Raw genomic sequence first — 22,608 nt, 5'->3', positions numbered from 1 at the left:
GCCAATCCTAAAATCCTAGAAATCGTACTGTTCGCTGCGGCGGGCACCGAAGAAGCCAATGGTTTCGCTGCCGTCCAGCGTGTAAACGCCATCGCCTACGACGCGCCAGATGCGTTTTCCGGCTAAATCTTCGATGAAGCCATCCCGCAGTTGGCCTGTTGGTTCGCCGCCCATTGTATAAAGCGTGCTGCCTTGTAAATATGCAAACTGTTCACCTTTACGATCAATTAAACCACGCATCTCAAGGTACCTCGTACGTTACGCGGGTGGTACCCGTGCTGTCTTGTAACGTCACGGTTTCACCCGACGTCCAAATGGCTTCGTTGAGCCCCCAGTAGAGGGCAGTGGGGCTATTGGCTCCACTGGTTGTGTTGATTCGCAAATCGGAACCGGCAAAAAGTGTGACTTGACCAAACTCGTATTCATGGCCGTCCTCATCCAATAGCGTCCAGTTTTGCAGCGCAATGGGTGCCTCCCCGCTATTGGTGAGCAGGATAGCCTCGTCGGCGAGTCGATCAGGGCCAATAACGGCCGTAATTTCCACCACTGCCTCGCCAGCCCCTACCGGTTCTGTGGGGATGGGTGAGGGCAGGACGGCTTCTTCAGGTACGGCCGTATCCTCTGGCACAGGTGTCGAAACCCCGCCAATGGGTATAACAAGCTGCTGCCCAACGGAGATAATATTGGGATTGCTCAGCCCGTTTTCTGCCATGATCTCATCCAAAGACACATCGTAAAGCTGGCTGATGGTGCCTAGCGTATCCCCAGGCTGCACAATGTGAATGAGGGGGCCATCGTCTGGCTCTGGGGTGTTGGTCGGGGCGATTGGGGGAAACACCACGGTGTTTTGCACGGGGATAGCTGGGGTGATGGTGGTGGGTATGGAAACGGCCGTTTCTGAGCCACCATCCCGGTTATCCCACCAATACAAAATTGCCAGAACCACCACCGAAGACACCAGAACATTGAGCAACAAAAAAGGAATCATCTTACGAGCCGACATGCCATTCTCCTCATTTGTTGATATTGTACATCACTGCCAAAGCCATACCAAAATCGGACAAATCAATGTGTCACCTACTCTTGAATAAAGACAAAAAACAGGGACAATAGCGGCTGATACCTAATAGGAAGATTAAGAGGCAGTTTGATGTCCGAAAAATACAAGATTTTGTTTCTAAGTGCTGAGGTTTCACCCTTTGCTAAAACAGGTGGATTGGGCGACGTTGGCGGCTCGTTGCCAAAAGCACTGCATGAGCTTGGCCACGACGTTCGAGTTGTGATGCCTGCCTTCCAAAAGATTGAGGCTGGCTACCCTGGCGTAACCCCCATGCCCGGTTCGCTCATGGTTCCCACTGGCACGGGCCAACTGCCAGCAGGCGTTTTCCAAAGTACGCTGCCCAAGAGCGACGTTCCCATCTACTTTATTGCCGAGGGGAACCTGTTTAATCGCTCCCAACTATACGGTTACAATGACGATGCCTACCGCTTTGCTTTCTTTAGCCGTGCTGCCCTGGAGCTAACCGTTGCTCTGGACTGGAAGCCAGACATTGTTCATGCGCATGATTGGCATACCGCTCCGGCACTCGCCTGGCTATCTACGGCCGGGCAAGGGTATGAAGCGTTTCGCGGCATTGCTACCGTTTTTACCATCCACAATTTGGCACACCAGGGCAAAACGAGTTGGCACATTTTTGATTACATGGGGCTGCAAACCCATGCGCTGGCAGAAGAGGGCTACAACGAAGTCAACTTCATGGCGCGGGGTATTTACCACGCCACCATGGTGAACACGGTTAGCCCCACCTACGCGCAAGAAATCATGACGCCAGCGGGTGGGGCAGGCATGGATGCACTGCTGCGCCATCGGCATTATGATGTGCATGGCATCTTAAATGGATTGGATTATGAAGAATGGGACCCAGCGGCAGACGGCCGTTTAGCCAGCCATTATGATGCAGAAAACCTAGCCAACCGCATCCATAACCGCCGCGCCCTGCAAGCCCGCGCCAATCTGCCACAGCGAGACAACATTCCCTTAATCGCTATGGTTTCCCGGCTAGATTGGCAAAAAGGGCTGGACATTACTGGCCATGTGATCCACCTGCTTATGAATGGTCTCTCTGGCGATGCCCAATTCATTGTGCTGGGCACTGGCGATCCTGCTTACGAAGAGATGTTTGCCCGCCTCGCCGGGTATCATCCAGAAAAAATGACTGCTTTTCTGAGCTACGATGCCAACTTTGCCCCCCTCATCTATGCGGGTAGCGACATGTTCCTCATGCCTTCGCTGTTTGAGCCGTGTGGGTTGGGGCAGCTTATTGCCATGCGTTACGGCAGCGTGCCGGTGGTGCGCGCCACGGGTGGCCTGGCCGATACTGTACAGGATAGCGAAACGGGCTTCCTTTTTAATGATTACAACGCCGATGCTTTCTGGAATGCACTCCAACGAGCCATCTACGTTTACAATGTGGACAAACCGCGCTGGCAAACCATCCAGCAAAATGGCATGATGACCGATTTTTCCTGGCAGCGTTCCGCCACTGGTTACCATCAGCTTTATGAATGGGCCATTGCCCGCACTTTGCAAGGATGATCTCGTAAGGGCGCGTCGCGACGCGCCCCTACCAACCCCAAACTTTTGGAATAAAAGGTTTTAAATTATGCGCTTTGAACGTGCCGCAGGCATTCTTCTCCATCCCACCTCGTTCCCCAGCCGTTACGGCATTGGCGACTTTGGTGACGCTGCGTACCAGTTTGTCGAGTTCCTGGGGGACAGCAAGCAATCTTTGTGGCAAATTTTGCCCCTTGGCCCCACCGGGTATGGCGACTCGCCATACCAATGTTTTTCAGCCTTTGCCGGGAACCCACTGTTAATTAGCCCAGACAGATTGGTGCGCGATGGCTATTTGCCAGAAACGGCCGTTTCCCAACTCCCTCACTTTCCCCAACATGCCGTCGATTTTGGCCCCGTCATCGAGTACAAAACCGCCTTGTTGCAGCAGGCCCACGAACATTTTCTGGCACATGGTTCCTCCAACCAAAAAGCTGGCTACCAACGCTTTTGCACCGAGCAAAGCAGTTGGCTGGAAGACTTTGCCCTCTTCATGGCTCTGAAAAATCATCACGTTGCCCATGAAGGCGGCGTCTGGAACACATGGCCTCGCGAGATTGCCTTGCGCGAACCGGATGCGCTGGCCAGTTGGGGTGAGAAGCTGGCGACAGAAGTGGATCGGCACAAATTCTTACAGTTCCTCTTCTTCCAGCAGTGGCTTAGCCTAAAAGCATACGCCAATGAGCGAGGCATTCAGATCATCGGCGATATTCCCATCTTTGTAGCCTTTGATAGTGCCGATGTGTGGGCTAACCCGGAGCTTTTCTATCTGGATGAGACCGGTGCGCCTACCGTCATTGCGGGTGTGCCCCCAGACTACTTCAGTGAGACGGGGCAACGCTGGGGCAATCCGCTTTACCGCTGGGAGCGCATGGCCGAGCGGGGTTATGCTTGGTGGGCGAGCCGCCTGCAAATGTGCTTTACGCAAGCAGACATTGTGCGTATTGACCATTTTCGTGGCTTTGACGCTTATTGGGAGATTCCGGCTGATGAGCCAACGGCCGTTGTGGGACAATGGGTTCCAGGGCCAGGCGCAAAATTCTTCCAGGCGATGCTCGACCAACTGGGAGAGCTCCCCCTCATTGCGGAAGATTTGGGCGTTATTACGTCAGAGGTTATTGCTTTGCGTGAGGAATTTGACTTTCCTGGCATGAAAATTCTGCAATTTGCTTTTGGAGGTGAACAAAACAGCACCTTCTTACCCCACACCTTTAACAAAAATTGCGTTGTTTACACCGGCACACACGACAATGAAACGGTGCTGGGCTGGTATCAAAACGCCAACGACGCCGAGCGGGATCACATCCGCCGCTACATGCAAATCAGTGGGCAAAATATCTCCTGGGATATGACCCGGCTGGCGTATGCGTCTGTGGCCAATACGGCCGTTGCTACCCTGCAAGACCTCATGGGGCTGGGCAACGAAGCCCGGATGAACTTCCCCGGCAAGGTAGGTGGCTACTGGCGCTGGCGCTACCTACCCCATATGCTCACCGACGGCATTGCCAAGCGTTTGGGAGACATGACTGAGTTGTACGGCCGTGTGCCCCAGCTAGAAGAAAGTAATTAAGCAATTGGGTAATTGGCGATATACGATAGCCGCTTCCTCATTCCTGAGGTACCCAAATGTTGATAGGTACAATTGAATTAATGGCGACGTCTGTATCTGGGACAAAGGTGCCAGCCCAGAAGTTGCCACCAGCCCAGAAATTACCGCCGGCCCAGAAGTTGCCCCCGGCCCAGAAGTTGCCCCCGGCCCAGAAGTTGCCGCCAGCCCAGAAGTTGCCTTCGTTCCAGAGATACCCTTCTTGATCGACAAGGTAAAAATTTCCGTTTTCATCTTTGTCTACATAGCCTTGATAATGGGCTGTTCCTGCCAGGTCCAGGGCAATATCCATACCTTGGTTGGCACAGCCGCTTTCAGTACTAAAAACGGCATCCCAGGCGTTTACCCGACCAGCACCCTGCTGCAAAATACTGTATACGAGCGTGCCATTGCCATCCTCATCGCCCTGACTATCTTCATTAAGTGCCGGTCTTGCAGTTAGCATCAAGCGACATTTCAAGTCGTCGGGAGTCAGGCTGGGATCATGTTGCAGCATTAGAGCCGCCACCCCGCTGACAACCGCCGTAGCCTGTGACGTTCCGGACATGGTGAAGTACCGATCTTGAACCTGGAACTCAGGATAGGTCTTGGCCAATGTGCTGTTTGTCTTCATCAATCCCAGCACATGACCGCCTGGGGCTATCAGCTCTGGTTTGACAAAGCCTTCCACGGTAGGCCCAGCTGCGGAAAAGGTGGTTAGGAAATCATCGCTGTCATCATAAGGGGTGTAATTGTCAGAAAATGCCCCCACGGTGATGATATAGGGTACGTTTCCTGGCACACCAATGGTCATTGGCTCGGGCCCACCGTTACCCGCAGCAGCCACAACCACAATTCCCTGCTGCCAGGCGGTCATCACGGCCTGATTCAGTGGATCATCCCAATAATAGGACTGTGGCGGGGTACTGAAAGAGAGGTTTACCACGCGAATGTTGTAGGTATCCTTGTTGGCGATGATCCAGTCTAGTCCTCGGATTACATCCAGGTAAGTGCTAACTCCATTCTCATCAAATGCCTTCACTATTACCAGGTTGGCATCTGGGGCTACGCCATTATAGTTACCACCAGCTTGGCCGCTGCTAACCATGACGCTGTTAACATGGGTTCCATGTCCACTGTCGTCAGAATTCTTTGAAGGCGAGATAGCATTGTCAATGATAGCATCGTATTGGGCCAAAATTCTGGGAGCATTTCCAGTTTTGAATTCTAGAAACTCATCACTCTGATAACCCGTGTCAACGACAGCAATCGTTACACCCTCGCCTGTAATCGGAATGGTGTTCTTGCCGCCTCTTAAATCGTGGAGTCGGTTCGCTTCAATGATCGAAGGGATATAGGTTTCAATGGCAGTTGATGGAGCTCCACCGCCGCCTTTGGCAACACGCATCTCCCTACTAGCATAGATTCGGCTTACAGATGGGTTCTTCTGCAGTAGTTGCCACTGTTGGGTTGAAAGGTTGGCACCGACGGCGTTAATAATATTCAATTCGTGGGTGATGGCGCCGCTGGACATCGAGCGCACGGTAGGACTGAGCGAGGGCAATATCTTTGCTGGGGAGTTTATGGGGCCGCAAATGTACTTTTTCCGCCCCGCCCCCGGCTGGAACCAGTATCGTACGCCAATTAAAGGATACTACCAATGCGGCTCTGGCACCCACCCCGGCGGCTGCGTCATGGGCGCACCGGGCAAGCTCGCGGCAATGCAGATTTTGGGGGATTTGAAGAAGTAGGCGGGTTTGCAGTGACAAGTGGGCAGGTGAAAGGTAAAAAGTGGGTTGCCTGCTTTAGGGATTTGAAATGCCAAGATTATCTGGACGAGAAAGAGAAGCTAAAATGATCCGCCAAGCCAACCGAGCAGCGTCCGTTGGCCGTTTGATGCTTGGTCAATTCAATACTTGGCAAGAATTTCTCAAGGCTGATGTTTTAGATTTAGAAAATCTACCCCGTCGTCAGCTTAAATCTGGAAAAACTGATGTAAAAAGAAGGCTTTCGCCGGAGATAAAGGGCTTTTGTTCAAGAAACTTCCGAGGCATGACCAAGAGCAAACTTTCTTTGCTTTACGAAGACATCAAAGCGTTTCGAGGGCTTGAAATTCCATTGAAGGAATTTGAAAAAAATTATGCTCGTGTTAATCGTAAAGTTTTGAAAGGCAACCCTGCCCATTTAACGGTTAGTATTTCTTTATGGGGTCCTAGCTACATATCACTTTCAAAAATAGGGGACAAAATGGATGGGAACAGGGAGATCCAAGCGTAAACAACGCTCAATCCAGTCCCAGCCCAAACGAAAATAACTTTTGTCCCGACGACTCTTATGGTCAAGCAAATGACGAAACCCGCGTTTCACAACCCAACTGCCCAAAGTGATGACCCAAACAAAGGTCAAACAAACGGCCAAAACCAAGCGAGAAATGCGGTCGCAATCATTAAGATGAGTTGCTTCCAAATCAAACCCATGACCTTTCATGTCACCATACATTTCTTCAATCCACATCCGCATTTTGTAATAACGAATCAGTTGGCCGACAGAAGGGTGGTTGCTAAGAAGATACCAAGAGTCTTCTTCGCCTTGCTCCCAGTGCAAAACCAAGAAATACCAGCCTACATCATAGCTGGCGGTGACGCGCACCCAGCCAATAGCGCGGGTTTCGCCTTCTTCTATTGGCAATTGACTCAACTTCACCCATGGCTGTCCTTGCCAACGCACTTGGGTACGGCCGTTTTGTCGAATGACAAACGACCAACCTTGACGACGCAACCAGTTAGCCAGGTGAATCGATTCAAAGCCAGCATCTCCCATGACCCACACCTGCGCTCTGGCTGGCAGCAGCGTTTGGACATACTTGAACAACTTCAACTGCTCCTCAAGACCAACATGCCCTTTTCGGCCTTTGTGGATACTCCAAACCAGGGGCAGTGTTCGTTTTTTGTAGGCCATGCCAATCATCATCATCCGAAAATGAAAGCCAACTTTCGTGCAATCAATCACCAAGCGAATGTCTCGTCCAGCAAAGGAGCGTACCAACTGTTGCGCCAATGGATGATACCAATCTCGAACATGGAGATGCTTATTATTCAAAAAGCGGCGCAAGCGGTTGGTAAGGCTTGGTATTTTTCCCGGCAACGGCCATTTCCGCACCACCAGAGGCAGGTTGACTGCCCCACTCAACTGCAAGCCCAACATCAGCAACGCCATATTTCGCAATCGCGTTATCCGTTCTTTTGGCAACCATTGGCAAAGTTGGGTCAACGTTTTATGATAGGTTTGAAGGTTGTTTGGCATCATTTACTCCTTGATATGTTTGTTCGTCAAAACAATTTTATCGGAGTTGATGCCCAACCTTCTTTTTTTAATGTTCAAAGTGATATGTAGCTAGTCGTGTAAAAAGTGACTAACGTACTATTCGCGTTAAGCTCTCCTTCTTATGTTCATGACACATTGCATTATGCTTTTCGCCTAAGTAGCGCGTGACAGTTGTCACTCTGAATACCCCCCGAAAGCATCTACAATAACTTCGCTAACTTATGCCTAGCATAAGAAAAGCTAATCATCATGACACATTGCATTATGCTTTTTTCATACATATCACATGACAGTTGTCACTCATGGTGTTTATCATAAGTATTTACAATGGAAGTTATAGTTTGTGAAATTTTTCGCAATTGGGTAAACGCCAACAAATACCTTGAATTAGATTGAGCGCAAAATTGGCTTTTACCTGAGCAAATCACTACAAAGTTGGTTTGCTTATTCTGAACATCTTGTTGTGATTTACTTAACAAACAGCCAAGCGACTGATTACAAAAGCACATTTGCAAAACCTGGGGAGCAAAGCAAGCCTGCATTTGCTTTGTCTCCTTTGCTTGTGTGCCATTTTTTTATTTCTGGAGGATGAAATGATAGATGCAACAGTACCTGAAGTGGGTCTCGATAAAGAGACCCGCGACATGATTTTAGAAACCCTCAAAAAATATGCAGAGCGGAAGTTAACCCCCGAATTTTTACTAGAGTTAGACCACAACGATACATTTCCCCACGACGTCCTAAAAGAACTGTACGATCCAATGTCCATTGGTCTGCACCTGCTTTTCATTCCCGAAAAATATGATGGGCTAGGCGGCGGCGCGTACGATATTTATCGCGTCTCTGAAATTATGGCCTCAGTAGATTTAGGCATTGCCACCGGGGTTCTGGCTACCTTTCTTGGCTCCGACCCCATTAGCGTGGGGGCAACAGAAGAGCAAAAGCAGCATTGGTTCGGCCGGATTGCCGAAGAAGCCTTGCTGTGTGCTTATGGAGCCACTGAGCCACAGGCGGGCAGCGACTTGGGCGCGATGACCACCAAAGCGGAGCCGGTTGAGGAGAATGGCGAAGTCGTTGGTTACAACATCACCGGGCGCAAGCAGTGGATTAGCAACGGCGGTGTCGCCGATATTTACACCATTTTGGCTTTAGCTCCAGGCGGCCCCTCTTGGTTCATCGTGGATGCCGATGCGGAAGGGTTCACCAAGGGTAAACCCGAAGATAAACACGGTATTCGCGCTAGCAATACGGCCGCTCTCTTCCTGGATAACGTCTACGTCCCCGTTGACAGGCTAGTAGGGCTGGAAGAAGGCAAAGGCTTGGCACAGGCACAGGCTGTTTTTGGCTACACCCGCCTGATGGTGGGCGCCTTTGGTCTGGGAGCTGGCTGGGAAGCGTTGCGCCGGGCCATTCGCTACTCGCAAGAGCGCATTCAAGGGGGTGCGCCGTTGAGCCAAAAGCAAGGCTACACCCACAAGCTCATCGTTCCCAATGCCGCCAAGCTAGAAGCAGCCCGCACTTACATTGAGTGGGTGGCCGAACGGCTGGACAGCGGCGAAGAAGGGCTGCAAACGGAAGGCGCCGTCGCCAAATATATGGCGACCGAAGCCGGTAACAAAATGGCGGAGGATGCTATTCAGGCGATGGGCGGCTATGGCTACACCAAAGAGTACATGGTAGAAAAAATCAAGCGCGACGTGCGTATCACCACCATTTATGAAGGCACGTCGGAAATTATGGAATGGACGATTGCCCGTGACCGCTGGCAGGAGCATCTAAAATCGCGCGGTGATTATTACAAAGAGTGGGCCAATCGACTGGCTGCCATTCACCAAGAATATCCTGACAACGGTGCGAACTTTGCGGCCATGGCGATGCGTGCTTTGGCCGTCATTTTGGAGCGGTGTCGGCTGGATCGGCTGACGCGCAACCAGCACGTTTTGTTCCGCCTGGGTGAATTGGTGGCTTATGCGGAGTGTGCGGCCGTTTTCGCCGAGCGCGTGGTGCAGAAACCAACCGAAGCCATCCAGCTAGACGTGCCCACTCGCCAGGCGTTGGCACGCATTTTTGCCCGCGAAGCCGCCCTCAAGGTAGCCGCCGACGGCTTGCGCTGGACGATTGGCGCCGGCCAAACCGACCCGAACCTAGCCGCCTCGCTTGATTTGCCAGGCATTTACCAAGCACAAACGGGCAACGTAGCCGATATGGATTTTGCGGCGGAGCAGTTGAATAAGGTTTTTACAGCTTAATGTGTAATTGAGTAATTAAGTAATTGGGTAATTGGCAGATAAATTACTTAGTTACCCAATTACTCAATTACTTCCTTTTTGGAGTAAACGAGATGAGTGAAACAGCAGACCGAGCAATTGCCATTGTGGCGGTGGGCGCGTTGCTGCCGGAGGCGCCAAGTGCGGCGGCTTTTTGGCAAAATGTGCTGAACAAACGGTACAGCATCACCGAGACGCCTCCCAACCGCTGGCGCATTGCCGACTATTACGACCCCGACCCCAAAGCCCCGGATAAAACGTACAGCAAAATCGGTGGCTGGGTGCAGGGTTTTCAGTTTGATTGGAAGCGTTTTCGGATGCCGCCAAAGGTTGCTGCCTCGATGGATGAAGGGCAGCAATGGGCGGTGACGGTGGCAGCGGATGTTTTGGCGGATTATGGCTATCCAGAACGGCCGTTAGACACTGACCGCGTCGCTACCATTATTGGTACGGCAATGGGTGGTGAACGAACCTACGAAACCAATACCCGCATTGTCTTTCCCGAATATGCCAACGCGCTGGCTGGCGTGGCTGAATTCCAGGCACTGCCCAGTGCAACCCGCGAAGCCATTTTAACGGGCTGGCACAACCACATTAATAAACAAATCCCCCCGATTACCGAAGATTCCATGCCCGGTGAGCTTCCAAACATCGTCTCTGGGCGGGTAGCCAACATGCTAAATCTGCGCGGGCCAAACTTCATCACCGATGCTGCTTGTGCTTCCAGCTTTGCCGCTATGGAAGCCGCCGCAGAAATGCTCATTGAAGGCAAAGCAGATGCCGTCGTGAGTGGTGGCGTTGACCGCAACATGGGCATCGGCAGCTTTGTGAAGTTCTGCAAAATTGGGGCGTTGAGTGCAACTGGCACACGGCCGTTTGGCGACGGTGCTGACGGCTTTGTGATGGGTGAAGGCACGGGACTCTTCCTATTAAAGCGTCTGGCCGATGCCGAGCGTGACGGCGACAAGATTTACGCCGTGATTCGTGGCGTTGGCGGTGCCAGCGATGGCAAGGGCAAGGGCATCACCGCTCCGAACCCAATTGGGCAGCAGTTGGCCATTGCCCGCGCCTGGGAAAACGCCGGGTTAGACCCAGCCACCGCCTCGCTGGTAGAAGCCCACGGCACCAGCACCCGCGTGGGCGACGTGGTGGAAGTGGAAAGCCTGACCAAAATTTTTGGCGAAGCCAAACGCGGCAGTATCGGTTTGGGCTCAGCCAAGAGTAATATTGGTCATCTCAAAGCAGGCGCAGGCGCAGCGGGCATGCTTAAAGCGACGATGGGGCTGTATCATAAAATTTTGCCCCCCACGCTTAATGCCAATCCTGCCAACCCCAACATTGATTTTAGCCAGACGCCGTTTAGCCTGATACATGAAGCCCGTAACTGGGAAACGAGTAACGGCACGCCGCGCCGCTGTGGCGTGAGCGCCTATGGCTTTGGCGGCACCAATTTCCATCTGGTCTTGGAAGAACACATTCCAGGGGCGTTAACGCGAGAGCGCAAACAGTTTGCCATGAGTGAAAAGGTAAACGGCCGTCCCCCAGCACCACCTCCCGTCCCACCTCGTGGCATTGTCGCTCTAGGAGCCAACGACAAAGCTGGCCTGAGCCAACAGCTCGACGCGATGCTGAAAAAGGTGGAAGGTGGTTGGACGCCGGAGTTTGCCTTGCCGGATACGGCCGTTATCCAATCCCCCGAACGCCTCATCATTGACTTTGGCAGCCATGAAGAGCTGCTGGGTCGGCTGCAAAAAGCACAAAAAGTAATGGGCATGGATTCCGCACAGGCCTGGAAAGCGATGGAAGCCCAGGGCATCTTCCGGGGTTCCGGTAAGCCCATAGGCAAAATTGCGTTCATGTTCCCCGGCCAGGGTAGCCAATACGTGAACATGGGCAAAGAGCTGGTTGAATTTTCACCCATCGTCAAAAAAGTTTTTGATGAAGCCGATGCGGTGATGAAGCCGATCTTGGGCAAGCCACTCACCGATTATATTTTTGTAGACCCAGATGACAAGGACGCCATCAATCAGGCCACTTTTGATTTGATGCAAACCGAAATTACCCAGCCCGCCATGCTGACGATGGATATTGCCCTCTTGAAGCTGCTGCAAAGCTATGGCTTTAACCCAGAGATGGTGATGGGGCATTCATTGGGCGAATATGCCGCGCTGATTGCGGCAGGCATTATGCCTTTTGCCCACGCGCTAGAAGCATCCGCAGCACGCGGTGCAGAAATGGCGGCGGTAGACGTACCCGATAAGGGCAAGATGGCCGCTGTTTTAGCCCCATACGAAGAAGTTGAGGCGGTTCTAAACAGCATAGATGGCTACGTTGTTCCGGCCAACATCAACAGCCGCAGCCAATGTGTTTTTGGTGGCGCGAGTGAAGCTGTAGAAGAAGCTGTGAAGCAGTTTGAAGCGAAAGGGTATCGGGGCATGTTGCTGCCCGTAAGCCACGCTTTCCACACCAGCATTGTGGCTCCAGCTAGCGAACCGCTGCGGCGGGTGCTGGATCGGTTAGACATCCAGCCAGGGCAGCTACCATTGGTAGCCAACGTCACGGGCGAAATTTACCCGACTGACGTGGAAGCAATCAAAGATATGTTGAAGCTACAGATTGCTTCCCCAGTACAGTGGGTGAAAGGGCTGGAAACGCTTTACGCCAATGGCATACGCGCCTTTGTAGAAGTTGGGCCAAAGCGAGCTTTGCGCGGCTTTGCCAACGATGTTTTTGCTGATAAAGAAGATGTCATCGCTCTGATGACGAACCATCCCAAAAACGGCACGATGCCTTCCTTTAACCAGGCGTTGTGCGGCTTGTATGCGGCCGGATATGTAGGGCAGTTTGCGCAACCAACACCCCCATCGGCCAATGGTTTACAACAAGAGGAACCAGTTATGAAAGTTTCAACCCCGGCGGCAAATGGCAGTCCAACGGCCGTTGCTTCGCCAGACAATTTAGGGCAGTTACTCCAAGCCCTTCAAACCAATCTTCAATCTCCAGTCTCCAATCTCCCCTACAACCGCAACCAGGAACCAAACGGCTCGGTTGTGATTAGCGGCACAGGGCTGGGACTGCCCGGCACTGAAAAGCCAGTGATGGATCCGGATAATGCCTTGCGGATTTTGCAGGGTGAACAGTTTGTTGATCTCATTCCCGAACGGTTCCGCCGCAAGATGGTGGACAAGCGCATTACCCGGTTGGTAAAGGCCGCCGATGGCAGCGGCAGCTTTGCCACCATTGACGACCAGGACAAAGTGATTCGTTTGGCAGGCCGCCCCGGCAGCTTTGATCTAGCTGAAGAGTATGGCGTACCCCAAAAATTGGTGGATGCGCTAGACATCACCACGCAGCTAGCGATGGCCGCTGGGCTAGACGCTTTGCGTGAAGCGGGCATTCCGCTGACGATGACCTACAAGAAGACGACGACGGGCAGCTATCTGCCGCAAAAATGGATGTTGCCTGAGGCGTTGCGAGATGAAACGGCCGTTATCTTTGCCAGCGCCTTCCCCGGCGGCGACCGTTTTGCTGAAGATTTTGAGCAGTTCTACACGCACCAAAGCCGGGTCGAACAGCTAGAGATGCTGGAGGATTTGCGTCGCTACACCACAGACCAAAGTGCGCTGCTGGAGATTACGCGCCGCATCAACGACCTACGTGAAAAGCTGACCAACGAGCCTTACATCTTTGACCGCCGCTTTATCTTCCGCATTTTGGCGATGGGGCACAGCCAGTTTGCCGAGTATATCGGCGCACGCGGCCCCAACACGCAGGTGAATGCCGCTTGCGCCAGCACCACCCAGGCGATTGCCATGGCGGAAGATTGGATTCGGAACGGCCGTTGCCGCCGAGCCATTGTCATCGCCGCCGACGACGTGACCGGCGACCACCTGATGGAATGGGTAGGCTCCGGTTTCCTGGCGCTAGGCGCAGCCGCCACCGACGACCGCGTAGATGAAGCTGCCCTGCCGTTTGACAAGCGTCGTCATGGCACCATCTTGGGCATGGGCGCTTGTGCCCTGGTCGTAGAAAGTGAGGATGCTGTACAGGAACGCGGGATGCGCGGCATTGTAGAAGTTCTTAGTACCGAAACCCGCAACAGTGCCTTCCACGGCTCCCGGCTAGATGTGGATCACATCTCCATGGTGATGGACGATTTGCTGAAAACGGCCGAACGTCGTTTTGGTCTCAATCGCTATGCTATGGCTCCGCAGTTGGTCTTTATGTCCCATGAAACCTTCACCCCGGCACGCGGCGGCAGCGCAGCGGCCGAAGTGACGGCCCTGCGTGAAAACTTTGGCGAAGCGGCCAAAGAGATCATTGTGGCGAACACCAAAGGCTTTACCGGACATCCCATGGGCGTGGGCGTTGAAGACGTGATTGCCCTCAAGATTTTGGAACACGGCATTGTACCGCCAGTCCCCAACTACAAAGAGGTAGACCCAGACTTAGGCCAACTCAACCTGAGCCGGGGCGGACGGTATCCGGTGCAATATTCGCTTCACCTGGCCGCAGGCTTTGGTTCCCAAATTGCCTTTAGCCTCACGCGGCGCATTCCTGGCGGCCCTAACCGTATAGACCAGCAACCTCGCTACCAACAATGGCTCGATGCCATCAGCGGTTACGACTACGCCGAACTGGAAGTAGAAAAGCGGAACTTACGCATCGTGGCTAAAGGTAATCCAGGACGGCCGCCTGCCCCCAGCAACTGGCAGTACGGCACTGGCCCCGTGGTTCGCACCCAAATTGGACAAGGCAGCGTTGGCATTGCAGCACAACCCGCACCAATCGTCATGCCCGAACCAGTGGTCAGTAAACAGTCAACAGTAATCAGTGAGCCAGTAAAGGCAAAGCCGGAACCGGAACCTGTAGCCGTTGAAGCCAAACCGGTAGAGGTGAAGCCAGTTGAGGTGAAAGTAGAAACCCCACCACCTGCACCGCCAGCCGCTGAGCCTGTTGTGCAAACAGACACGGTGACGGAACAAGTGCTCAATATCATTGCCGAACAAACCGGATACCCCACCGACATGCTGGAACCAGAGCTTGATTTGGAAGCAGACCTGGGCATTGACACGGTGAAACAGGCCGAAACCTTCGTCGCCATTCGCCAGGCGTTTGACATTCCCCGCCGAGATGATTTGAATCTGCGCGATTACAACACGCTGGAAAGAGTCGTTGGCTTTGTAAAAGAGATGCGACCTGATTTGGTAATCAGTGAATCGGTAATCAGTGAACCAGTTGTTGAAGCAGAGCCAGTCTCTAGTCCCCAGTCTCCAGCCTCCGACGGTGACCCGGTGATGGATCAGGTGTTGAACATCATCGCCGAGCAAACTGGGTATCCAGTGGACATGCTGGAACCAGATTTGGATTTGGAAGCGGACTTGGGGATTGACACGGTGAAGCAGGCGGAGACGTTTGTGGCGATTCGGCAGGCGTTTGACATTCCGCGTCGGGATGACTTGAACCTGCGCGATTACAACACATTGGCAAGAGTTGTTGGCTTCGTGAAGGAGATGCGACCTGATTTGGCAGTCAGTCCATCAGAGAACAGTAATCCAGTGGTCAGCAAGACAGTAAGCAGCGCACCAGTAGTTAGTGAACCAGTCGCCGCTCCTCAGGCTCCAGTCGCTGATGGCAACCCGGTGATGGATCAGGTGTTGAACATCATTGCTGAACAAACTGGCTACCCAGTGGACATGCTGGAGCCGGATTTGGATTTGGAAGCGGATTTAGGCATCGACACGGTAAAGCAGGCAGAAACATTTGTCGCTATCAGGCAGGCGTTTGACATTCCGCGACGGGATGACCTGAATTTGCGTGATTACAACACGCTGGCGAAGGTGGTTGGCTTTGTGCGGGAGATGCGACCCGAGTTGGCGGTCAGTGAGCCAGTGGTCAGTGAATCAGTAATGTCGCCTAGCGACCGCGTTGCGAACAGTGAACCAGTCTCTAGTCCCCAGTCTCCAGTTGCCGACGGCGACCCTGTGATGGATCAAGTTTTGAACATCATCGCCGACCAAACGGGCTACCCGGTGGACATGCTGGAGCCGGATTTGGATTTGGAAGCGGATTTGGGGATTGATACGGTGAAGCAAGCGGAGACGTTTGTGGCAATTCGGCAGGCGTTTGACATTCCGAGGCGGGATGATTTGAACCTGCGGGATTACAACACATTAGCCAAAGTGGTTGGCTTTGTTCGGGAAATGCGGCCTGATTTAAAAGCACAGAGCCGTTTGCAGGATGAGGACGCGGTTGACACGGCCGTTTCCACCCCATCACCCACCCCGCAAACGGCCGTTTCCCAATATAACCTCGAAGATGCAGACGCATTCCCTCGTCGCGTGGCAACGGCCGTTTTGCGGCCAGACCTCGACCAGTGCGTACCCACAGGCGTTGTGCTAGATGACAACAGCCGCGTGATTGTCGCTTTGGACGGCGGCGGCGTAGGCAAAGCCCTCGTTAAGAAGCTGGAGAAGATGGGTGCAACCGTTCTGACGTTAGACGTGACGTTGCCCCAAGCTGAACTAGAGGCACAGCTACAAAGCTGGTTAGCTGAAGGGGCTGTGCAGGGTGTTTATTGGCTACCCGCGCTAGACGTGGAAGCTGACCTGATGACGATGGATTTAGCAACTTGGCGCGAAGCCAACAGGATTCGAGTAAAGAACCTCTCCATCAGTATGCGCGTTTTGTACGACACGGTGAATGAGGCGGGCAACTTCCTTGTTTCGGCAACGCGGCTAGGCGGGCAGCACGGTTACGACCCGGCTGGCGCAGTGGCACCTCTGGGTGGCGGCGTGACGGGCTTCAGTAAAGCGTATCGCCACGAACGGCCAGACGTGTTAGTGAAAGCAGTAGACTTTGAGGTGAGCCGCAAAACGGCCGCTTTTGCCGACCTCCTCATCGCTGAAACCACAACCGACCCCGGTGTGGTGGAGGTTGGGTATGTGGGTGACAGGCGAACGGCCGTTACCCTCCTCGAACAACCAGCAGACGACGGCCAACCCGGCCTGACGCTGAACAAAGAAACGGTGTTTGTGGTTACAGGTGCGGCGGGTGGCATTACCAGTGCCATCGTCAGCGATTTGGCGGCGGCCAGCGGCGGCGTTTTCTACCTGCTGGATTTGGTAGAAGCACCCGCGCCGGACGATCCGCATATCCAACTGTTCCGCCAGGATGAAAATGCACTCAAGACGCAGCTCATCGCGGAAGCCAAAGCGGCTGGTGAAAAACCGACCCCGGTGATGATCAACCAGAAGCTGATGGCGATTGAACGGTCGGAAGCGGCGTTGAGCGCGATTGAAGCGGTAACGGCCGCAGGCGGACTGCCCCTTTACCACAGCATGAATTTGCTGGACGGGGAGGCGATTACGGCTGTGGTCGCCAACATCCGCGAAACCTACGGCAAAATTGATGTGCTCGTCCACGCTGGCGGCATCGAAATTAGCCGAGGGCTGGACAAGAAAGATGCAGCCCAGTTCGACTTGGTGTACGACATCAAATCCGACGGCTTTTTTAGCTTACTGAGTGCAGCTAAAGAGATGCCCATTGGCGCCACGGTCGTCTTTAGCTCGGTGGCGGGACGATTTGGCAACAACGGCCAGACCGACTACAGCGCGGCCAACGACCTCCTGTGCAAGCTCACCAGCAGCTTCCGCACCACGCGACCAGATACTAAGGGCATTGCCATTGACTGGACGGCCTGGGGCGGCATTGGCATGGCCACACGCGGCTCCATCCCCAGAATTATGGAGATGGCGGGCATCGAGATGCTGCCGCCAGAGGTAGGTGTACCCACCGTGCGGCGCGAGCTGGTGGCGGGCGGCTTCAAGGGCGAGATTTTGGCAGGCGGCAAGCTCGGCATTCTCACCGAGGAGCGACATCCCACAGGCGGTCTCGATGTAGACAAAGTAAACGCAAATGATTGGCTGATGGTGGGCAACGTGACGGCTTACAATCTGTACGATGGCCTCCAGGCAGAAACGACGCTCGACCCGAATGAACAGCCGTTTTTGTTTGACCACGCGATGGACGGCACACCGCTGCTGCCTGGCGTGATGGGTACAGAAACGTTTGCTGAAATTGCTTCGCTGGTGGTACCGGACTACAAAGTGGTGGCGGTAGAAAATGAAGATTTTCACGCCCCGTTCAAGTTTTACCGGATGGAACCGCAGACGATGATTTTGAGCGCAACGGCCGTTCCAGACGGAAAAGAGATTCTGGTACACACTAGCTTGCAATCTCGCCGCGAACTCAAAACCGGCGTACAGGAGAAGCTGCATTTCACCGCCACCGTGCGGCTGGCGGCTAAAGCACCCAAAACCAAGAAGCTCAAATTCAAAGCCCCCAAAGCTGAAGAGATGAGCATCGTGGCTGAGGACATCTACAAAATCTATTTCCACGGTCCGGCTTACCAGGTTTTGGAAGGCGTGCAGGTAGATGGCAACACGGCGATTGGTCTGTTGGCTGAGAACTTACCCGCGAACAGCCTGCCAGCCGACGCGCCAGAGCTAATCGCCCCAAGACTGGTTGAGTTCTGCTTCCAAACGGCGGGCGTGTGGGAAATCCACAGTAAGCAGCAGATGGCCCTCCCACTGGCCATTAGCAGCGTAACCGCCTATCGGCAAGAAGCAGAGGCGAAAGGGCGGCTGTACGCCATCGTAGAAGCGGTGGATGACGGCGCAGCCTTTAATGCACAAGTTGTGGACAAATCTGGCAACGTGTTTGTTGAGCTGAACGGGTATCGGACGGTTCAATTGCCGGGTGAAGTTTCACTTTAGGAATTTGGGGAGATTAGAGATTGGAGACTGGAGATTGGGCTGTTTGAGCAGCCAATCTCTAATCTCTGATTCTCCAATCTCCAAGGATGAAAAATGATCCACTGGCTGGCACAATCCCACGAAGTTGTTCCGAAGACGGCCGTTACTGGCGGTTCGTTTCAATTTTTGAGTGAAAAGGAAGCAGCGCGACTGGCTTCATTGAAAACAGAAAAGCGGCGGCGTGACTGGCTGCTGGGTCGCTGGACGACCAAGCGGCTGCTGCAAACGGTGGTGTGGGAAACCCAAAACACCACCGTGCCGCTCGACCTCATCACGGTGAGCAACAACCCGGATGGGGTTCCCACCATCGAGTCGCAGCTGCCGATGGTTAACGGGCAGTTCAGCATTTCGATTAGCCACTCGCACGGGCACGCGCTGGTAACGGCCGTTGCCAAACCCGATTGGCCTATCGGTTGTGACCTGGAACTGATCAAACCGCGCAGTGAAGCGTTTATTGATGATTATTTTACCGAAACGGAAGCCCTCTTGGTACGGCAAGCAGCAGGCGAGCAGCGAGATTTGCTGGTAACGGCCGTGTGGAGCGCCAAAGAGTCTGTGCTAAAAGCCTTGCACCTGGGTTTGTCAGTCGATACCCGCGCCATTTCTTGCTTGATTGATCCAGGGGAACGGCCGTCTGATAGCTGGATGCCCTTCAAAATACGCTGCGACAACGGCCGTCTGCCCAAAGAAGCCCCCCATTTTTCAGGCTGGTGGCGCACGATGGAGCAGTTTGTGATGACGCTGGTGGTGAAACAATAAAACGGCAGATAAATCTGCACCTACGGTTACAAAGTCGGCCTTCGCCGACTGGAAACAGTCCACGCAGGTGGACTTCGTAAATGTCGCTGCGAATTTATTCGCCGAGAAATAAGAACGAGAAGATTAATGATAAAAGAAATGCAGTATTACAAAGACGAATTGGAAGAAAGACGTGAAATCGCGCAGGGCACGGAAAAAGACGTGGCGCGGCAGCACGGCAAAGGGCGACTAACGGCGCGGGAGCGTATTGAGTTGCTGTTTGATCCCGGCACGTTTAATGAAATCGATTCGCTGGTAACGCCCCGCTACGAAAGCTATCTGGGCGGCAAGGAGTCTCGCTACGGGGATGGGGTGATTACTGGCTTTGGGTTGATCAACGGCCGTCACGCCATGGCCGCATCGCAGGATGCGGCCGTTATGGGTGGGTCGCTCGGTGAAATGCACGCCAACAAAATTGTGAAGGCCATGCGGATGGCCATTCAGTATGGCTGTCCCTTCATTGCCCTCAACGACTCCGGCGGGGCACGGATTCAGGAAGGGGTAGACAGCCTGGGCGGCTACGCCAAAATCTTCGATGCCAACTGCGAAGCCTCCGGGGTGATTCCGCAGATTTCGGTCATCATGGGGCCGTGCGCGGGTGGGGCAGTGTACTCGCCTGCCCTTACCGACTTCGTTTTTATGACCGAGAACAGCTATATGTTCATCACCGGGCCACAGGTGGTAAAAGCGGTGATGCAGGAAGATGTGACCTTTGAAGAGCTGGGCGGTGGGCAAATGCACAGTCAGGAAAGTGGCGTTTGCCACTTCCTCACCACCGATGACCGGGAATGCCTGATGCGCGTCCGTGAACTGTTGAGCTACCTGCCCAGCAATAACAAGGAAGACCCGCCCTACATTCGCCCCGTAGACGACCCCAGCAGGCGCACCCCAGAACTGGAAACGGTTGTACCAACTGACCCACATAAACCGTATGATGTACGGCGAGTTATTCACAGTGTGGTGGATGACGGCCGTTTCTTTGAAGTCCATCAGCTGTGGGCAGAAAATATGGTCGTCGGGTTTGCTCGATTGAATGGTTACGTGGTCGGCATCGTCGCCAACCAGCCGATGGTGCTGGCGGGCTGCGTAGACATCAAAGCCTCCATCAAAGCCACCCACTTCATCCGCATCTGTGATGCTTACAACATTCCCGTCATCACCCTGCAAGACGTGCCCGGCTTCTTGCCCGGCAAAGACCAGGAGTACGGCGGCATCATCCGCAACGGAGCACGCATGATTTATGCCTACAGCGAAGCTACCGTGCCCAAACTGATGGTGATTTTGCGCAAGAGCTACGGCGGCGCTTACTGCGTGATGAGCAGCAAGGGCTTGCGCGGCGACTTGCTCTACGCCTGGCCCAATGCCGAAATTGCCGTGATGGGCGCGGAAGGCGCGGTCAACATTCTATTCCGCCGCGATGTGCAGGCGGCCGAAGACCCTGAAGCCCGTCGTGCCGAGCTGGTAGAAGATTACGAGAAAAAGTTCAACAATCCCTACGTGGCGGCCGCCCGTGGCCTCATTGACGATGTGATCCAACCCCGCGATACGCGCACCGCGCTGGTACGGGCACTAGAATTAACGCTCTCCAAGCGGGAAAATCATGTGCCCAAGAAGCATGGCATTTCGCCAATGTAATGGAGAAGTGGCTGGTTGTTAGTGGCTAGTAGAAGTTACACCACAAGCAACTATCAAACCAGCCACTAACCACTGGAAGAAAAAATGTTCAAAAGAATTCTAATTGCAAATCGGGGCGAAATTGCGGTACGCATTATCCGCACTTGTCGGGAGATGGGCATTGAAACAGTAACCCTGTACGACGCAAGCGATATGGATTCGCTACACGTTCGGCTAGCAGATACGTGCGTACGCCTGCCTTCCCCAGAAGCCTTTTTGGATATGCCCACAATTGTTCAGATTGCGCTGGCATATCAGGTGGATGCGGTTCATCCGGGCTATGGCTTTTTGGCTGAAAGTGCCTCATTTGCCCGGGCGTTGACCGATGCTGGCATTACATTTATTGGGCCAGCGGCAGAGGTGATTACGGCCGTTCAGGCAAAGGTAGATGTGCTAGCGGCCGTGCGCGAGGCGGGCTTTCCTACTGTGACCAATTCACCCGCCTGTTTAGATGTTGAAGATATGGATGCCATTCACGCAACGGCCGCAGAGATTGGGTATCCGTTGGTGATTAAATCGTGCCGAGGGGGTCGTGGCCGTGGTGAGCGACTGGTGCATAAGCCAGCACATTTGGCAACGGCCGTACAGCGTGCCAGTGCTGAATCGAGGGCTGTGTTTGGCAGCGATCACATCTATTTGGAGCGCGCCTTTTTGCCCGCCCATCAAATTGGGGTGCAGCTTTTGGGCGACCAGCACGGCAACCTGATTCATCTGGGTGAAAGAGAAGGCTCGATCATTGTGGGCAACCAAAAAATAATTGAGGAATCCCCTTCGCCAAATCTAGATGAAACCCAGCGGCGAGCGATTTCGCAGACGGCGTTGGCCATTGGCAAAATGTTTAACTACCACAACGTAGGCACGGTGGAATTTTTGCTGGATGGGCGGGGCAAGTTCTACTTTAGCGAAATCAAAGCCCGTATTCAGGTCGAACATTCGATTTCAGAGATGTTGACGGGCATTGATTTAGTGCGGCAGCAAATTTTGGTTGCCGCCGGGGAAAAATTAGCATGGCGGCAGGAAGACGTGCCCTTTTCTGGCTGGTCAATGATGTGCCGCCTGAATGCCCAAGACCCGTGGCAAAACTTCTTGCCGAGTCCGGGGCGGTTAACGGCCGTTCGGCTGCCAACCGGGCCGCAGGTGCGCGTAGATAGCTACGTGTACGCTGGCTGCCGCGTGCCGCCTGAGTTCGATTCATTGGTTGCCAAAGTGACGACCTGGGGACTGGACCGCGAAACGTGCCTGGCGCGGATGAAAGGGGCATTGGCTGATTTTGTCCTGGTTGGAACCCCAACCAACTTGCCTTTGATGCAGCGCATTATGCACACCACGGCGTTTGCCCGCGCCCATTACGATACGAACTTTTTTACCAAACCGGTGGCAAATGGCGAGACAACCGATGTGGAATTACGTGATTTGGCGGTGATTACGGCCGTTCATTATGCCCGTCGTCATCATATGTTTAACCCCACCACACCGGCCCGTTGGCAAAGTGGCTGGCATCAGGACAGCAGGCGGTTGCCACAGTGAGGT

Annotated in this window: 13 protein-coding genes; 9 read left to right on the top strand and 4 right to left on the bottom strand. The window is 53.7% G+C overall.

Annotated elements, in window-relative coordinates; translation table 11 throughout:
* Positions 1-15: 15 nt before the first annotated feature.
* Positions 16-240, bottom strand: coding sequence for a hypothetical protein (locus ACOQPU_RS12490; RefSeq protein ID WP_420645434.1), 225 nt, complete (start codon positions 238-240; stop codon positions 16-18).
* Position 241: 1 nt separating this feature from the next.
* Complete coding sequence (locus tag ACOQPU_RS12485; protein ID WP_420645433.1) at positions 242-1,003, bottom strand: LysM peptidoglycan-binding domain-containing protein; 762 nt, start codon at positions 1,001-1,003, stop codon at positions 242-244.
* Positions 1,004-1,150: 147 nt separating this feature from the next.
* Here ACOQPU_RS12485 and ACOQPU_RS12480 point away from each other — a divergent pair, with 147 nt between their 5' ends.
* Together ACOQPU_RS12480 and malQ are read left to right on the top strand one after the other, a co-directional pair.
* Positions 1,151-2,596, top strand: coding sequence for a glycogen synthase (locus ACOQPU_RS12480; RefSeq protein ID WP_420645432.1), 1,446 nt, complete (start codon positions 1,151-1,153; stop codon positions 2,594-2,596).
* Positions 2,597-2,663: 67 nt separating this feature from the next.
* Entirely contained in the window at positions 2,664-4,184 is a 1,521-nt protein-coding gene (malQ, locus tag ACOQPU_RS12475; protein WP_420645431.1) for a 4-alpha-glucanotransferase, read from the top strand.
* A 37-nt stretch (positions 4,185-4,221) separates the two neighbouring features.
* On the opposite strand, the gene ACOQPU_RS12470 is transcribed toward malQ, so the two are convergent.
* Positions 4,222-5,607: a S8 family peptidase gene (locus ACOQPU_RS12470; protein WP_420645430.1), complete on the bottom strand. Its 1,386-nt coding sequence runs from the start codon at positions 5,605-5,607 to the stop codon at positions 4,222-4,224.
* Positions 5,608-5,716: 109 nt separating this feature from the next.
* On the opposite strand from ACOQPU_RS12470, the gene ACOQPU_RS12465 reads away from it, so the two are divergent.
* Both ACOQPU_RS12465 and ACOQPU_RS12460 read left to right on the top strand, forming a co-directional pair.
* Entirely contained in the window at positions 5,717-5,950 is a 234-nt protein-coding gene (locus tag ACOQPU_RS12465; RefSeq protein ID WP_420645429.1) for a hypothetical protein, read from the top strand.
* 67 nt (positions 5,951-6,017) lie between these two features.
* Positions 6,018-6,476, top strand: coding sequence for a hypothetical protein (locus ACOQPU_RS12460; protein ID WP_420643807.1), 459 nt, complete (start codon positions 6,018-6,020; stop codon positions 6,474-6,476).
* Here ACOQPU_RS12460 and ACOQPU_RS12455 read toward each other — a convergent pair.
* On the bottom strand, positions 6,429-7,505 hold the full coding sequence (locus ACOQPU_RS12455) for an IS4 family transposase (RefSeq protein WP_420643806.1): 1,077 nt from the start codon (positions 7,503-7,505) through the stop codon (positions 6,429-6,431). The genes ACOQPU_RS12460 and ACOQPU_RS12455 overlap by 48 nt on opposite strands.
* A 611-nt stretch (positions 7,506-8,116) precedes the next feature.
* Here ACOQPU_RS12455 and ACOQPU_RS12450 point away from each other — a divergent pair.
* The 5 genes from ACOQPU_RS12450 (at position 8,117) to ACOQPU_RS12430 (ending at position 22,605) form a co-directional block, all read left to right on the top strand.
* Positions 8,117-9,772 carry an acyl-CoA dehydrogenase family protein gene (locus ACOQPU_RS12450; RefSeq protein ID WP_420645428.1) on the top strand — a complete coding sequence of 552 codons (1,656 nt, stop codon included), beginning with the start codon at positions 8,117-8,119 and terminating at the stop codon, positions 9,770-9,772.
* 92 nt (positions 9,773-9,864) lie between these two features.
* On the top strand, positions 9,865-18,567 hold the full coding sequence (locus ACOQPU_RS12445) for an SDR family NAD(P)-dependent oxidoreductase (RefSeq protein WP_420645427.1): 8,703 nt from the start codon (positions 9,865-9,867) through the stop codon (positions 18,565-18,567).
* Between the two features lie 93 nt (positions 18,568-18,660).
* Positions 18,661-19,365: a 4'-phosphopantetheinyl transferase family protein gene (locus ACOQPU_RS12440; RefSeq protein WP_420645426.1), complete on the top strand. Its 705-nt coding sequence runs from the start codon at positions 18,661-18,663 to the stop codon at positions 19,363-19,365.
* Positions 19,366-19,491: 126 nt separating this feature from the next.
* Complete coding sequence (locus tag ACOQPU_RS12435) at positions 19,492-21,039, top strand: acyl-CoA carboxylase subunit beta (RefSeq protein WP_420645425.1); 1,548 nt, start codon at positions 19,492-19,494, stop codon at positions 21,037-21,039.
* An 84-nt stretch (positions 21,040-21,123) separates the two neighbouring features.
* On the top strand, positions 21,124-22,605 hold the full coding sequence (locus ACOQPU_RS12430) for an acetyl-CoA carboxylase biotin carboxylase subunit (RefSeq protein ID WP_420645424.1): 1,482 nt from the start codon (positions 21,124-21,126) through the stop codon (positions 22,603-22,605).
* Positions 22,606-22,608: the final 3 nt, after the last annotated feature.

The sequence above is a fragment of the Candidatus Leptofilum sp. genome (assembly GCF_965223285.1).
In the GTDB taxonomy this organism is placed as follows: domain Bacteria; phylum Chloroflexota; class Anaerolineae; order Promineifilales; family Promineifilaceae; genus Leptofilum.
This window is presented reverse-complemented; position numbering and strand designations above follow the sequence as displayed.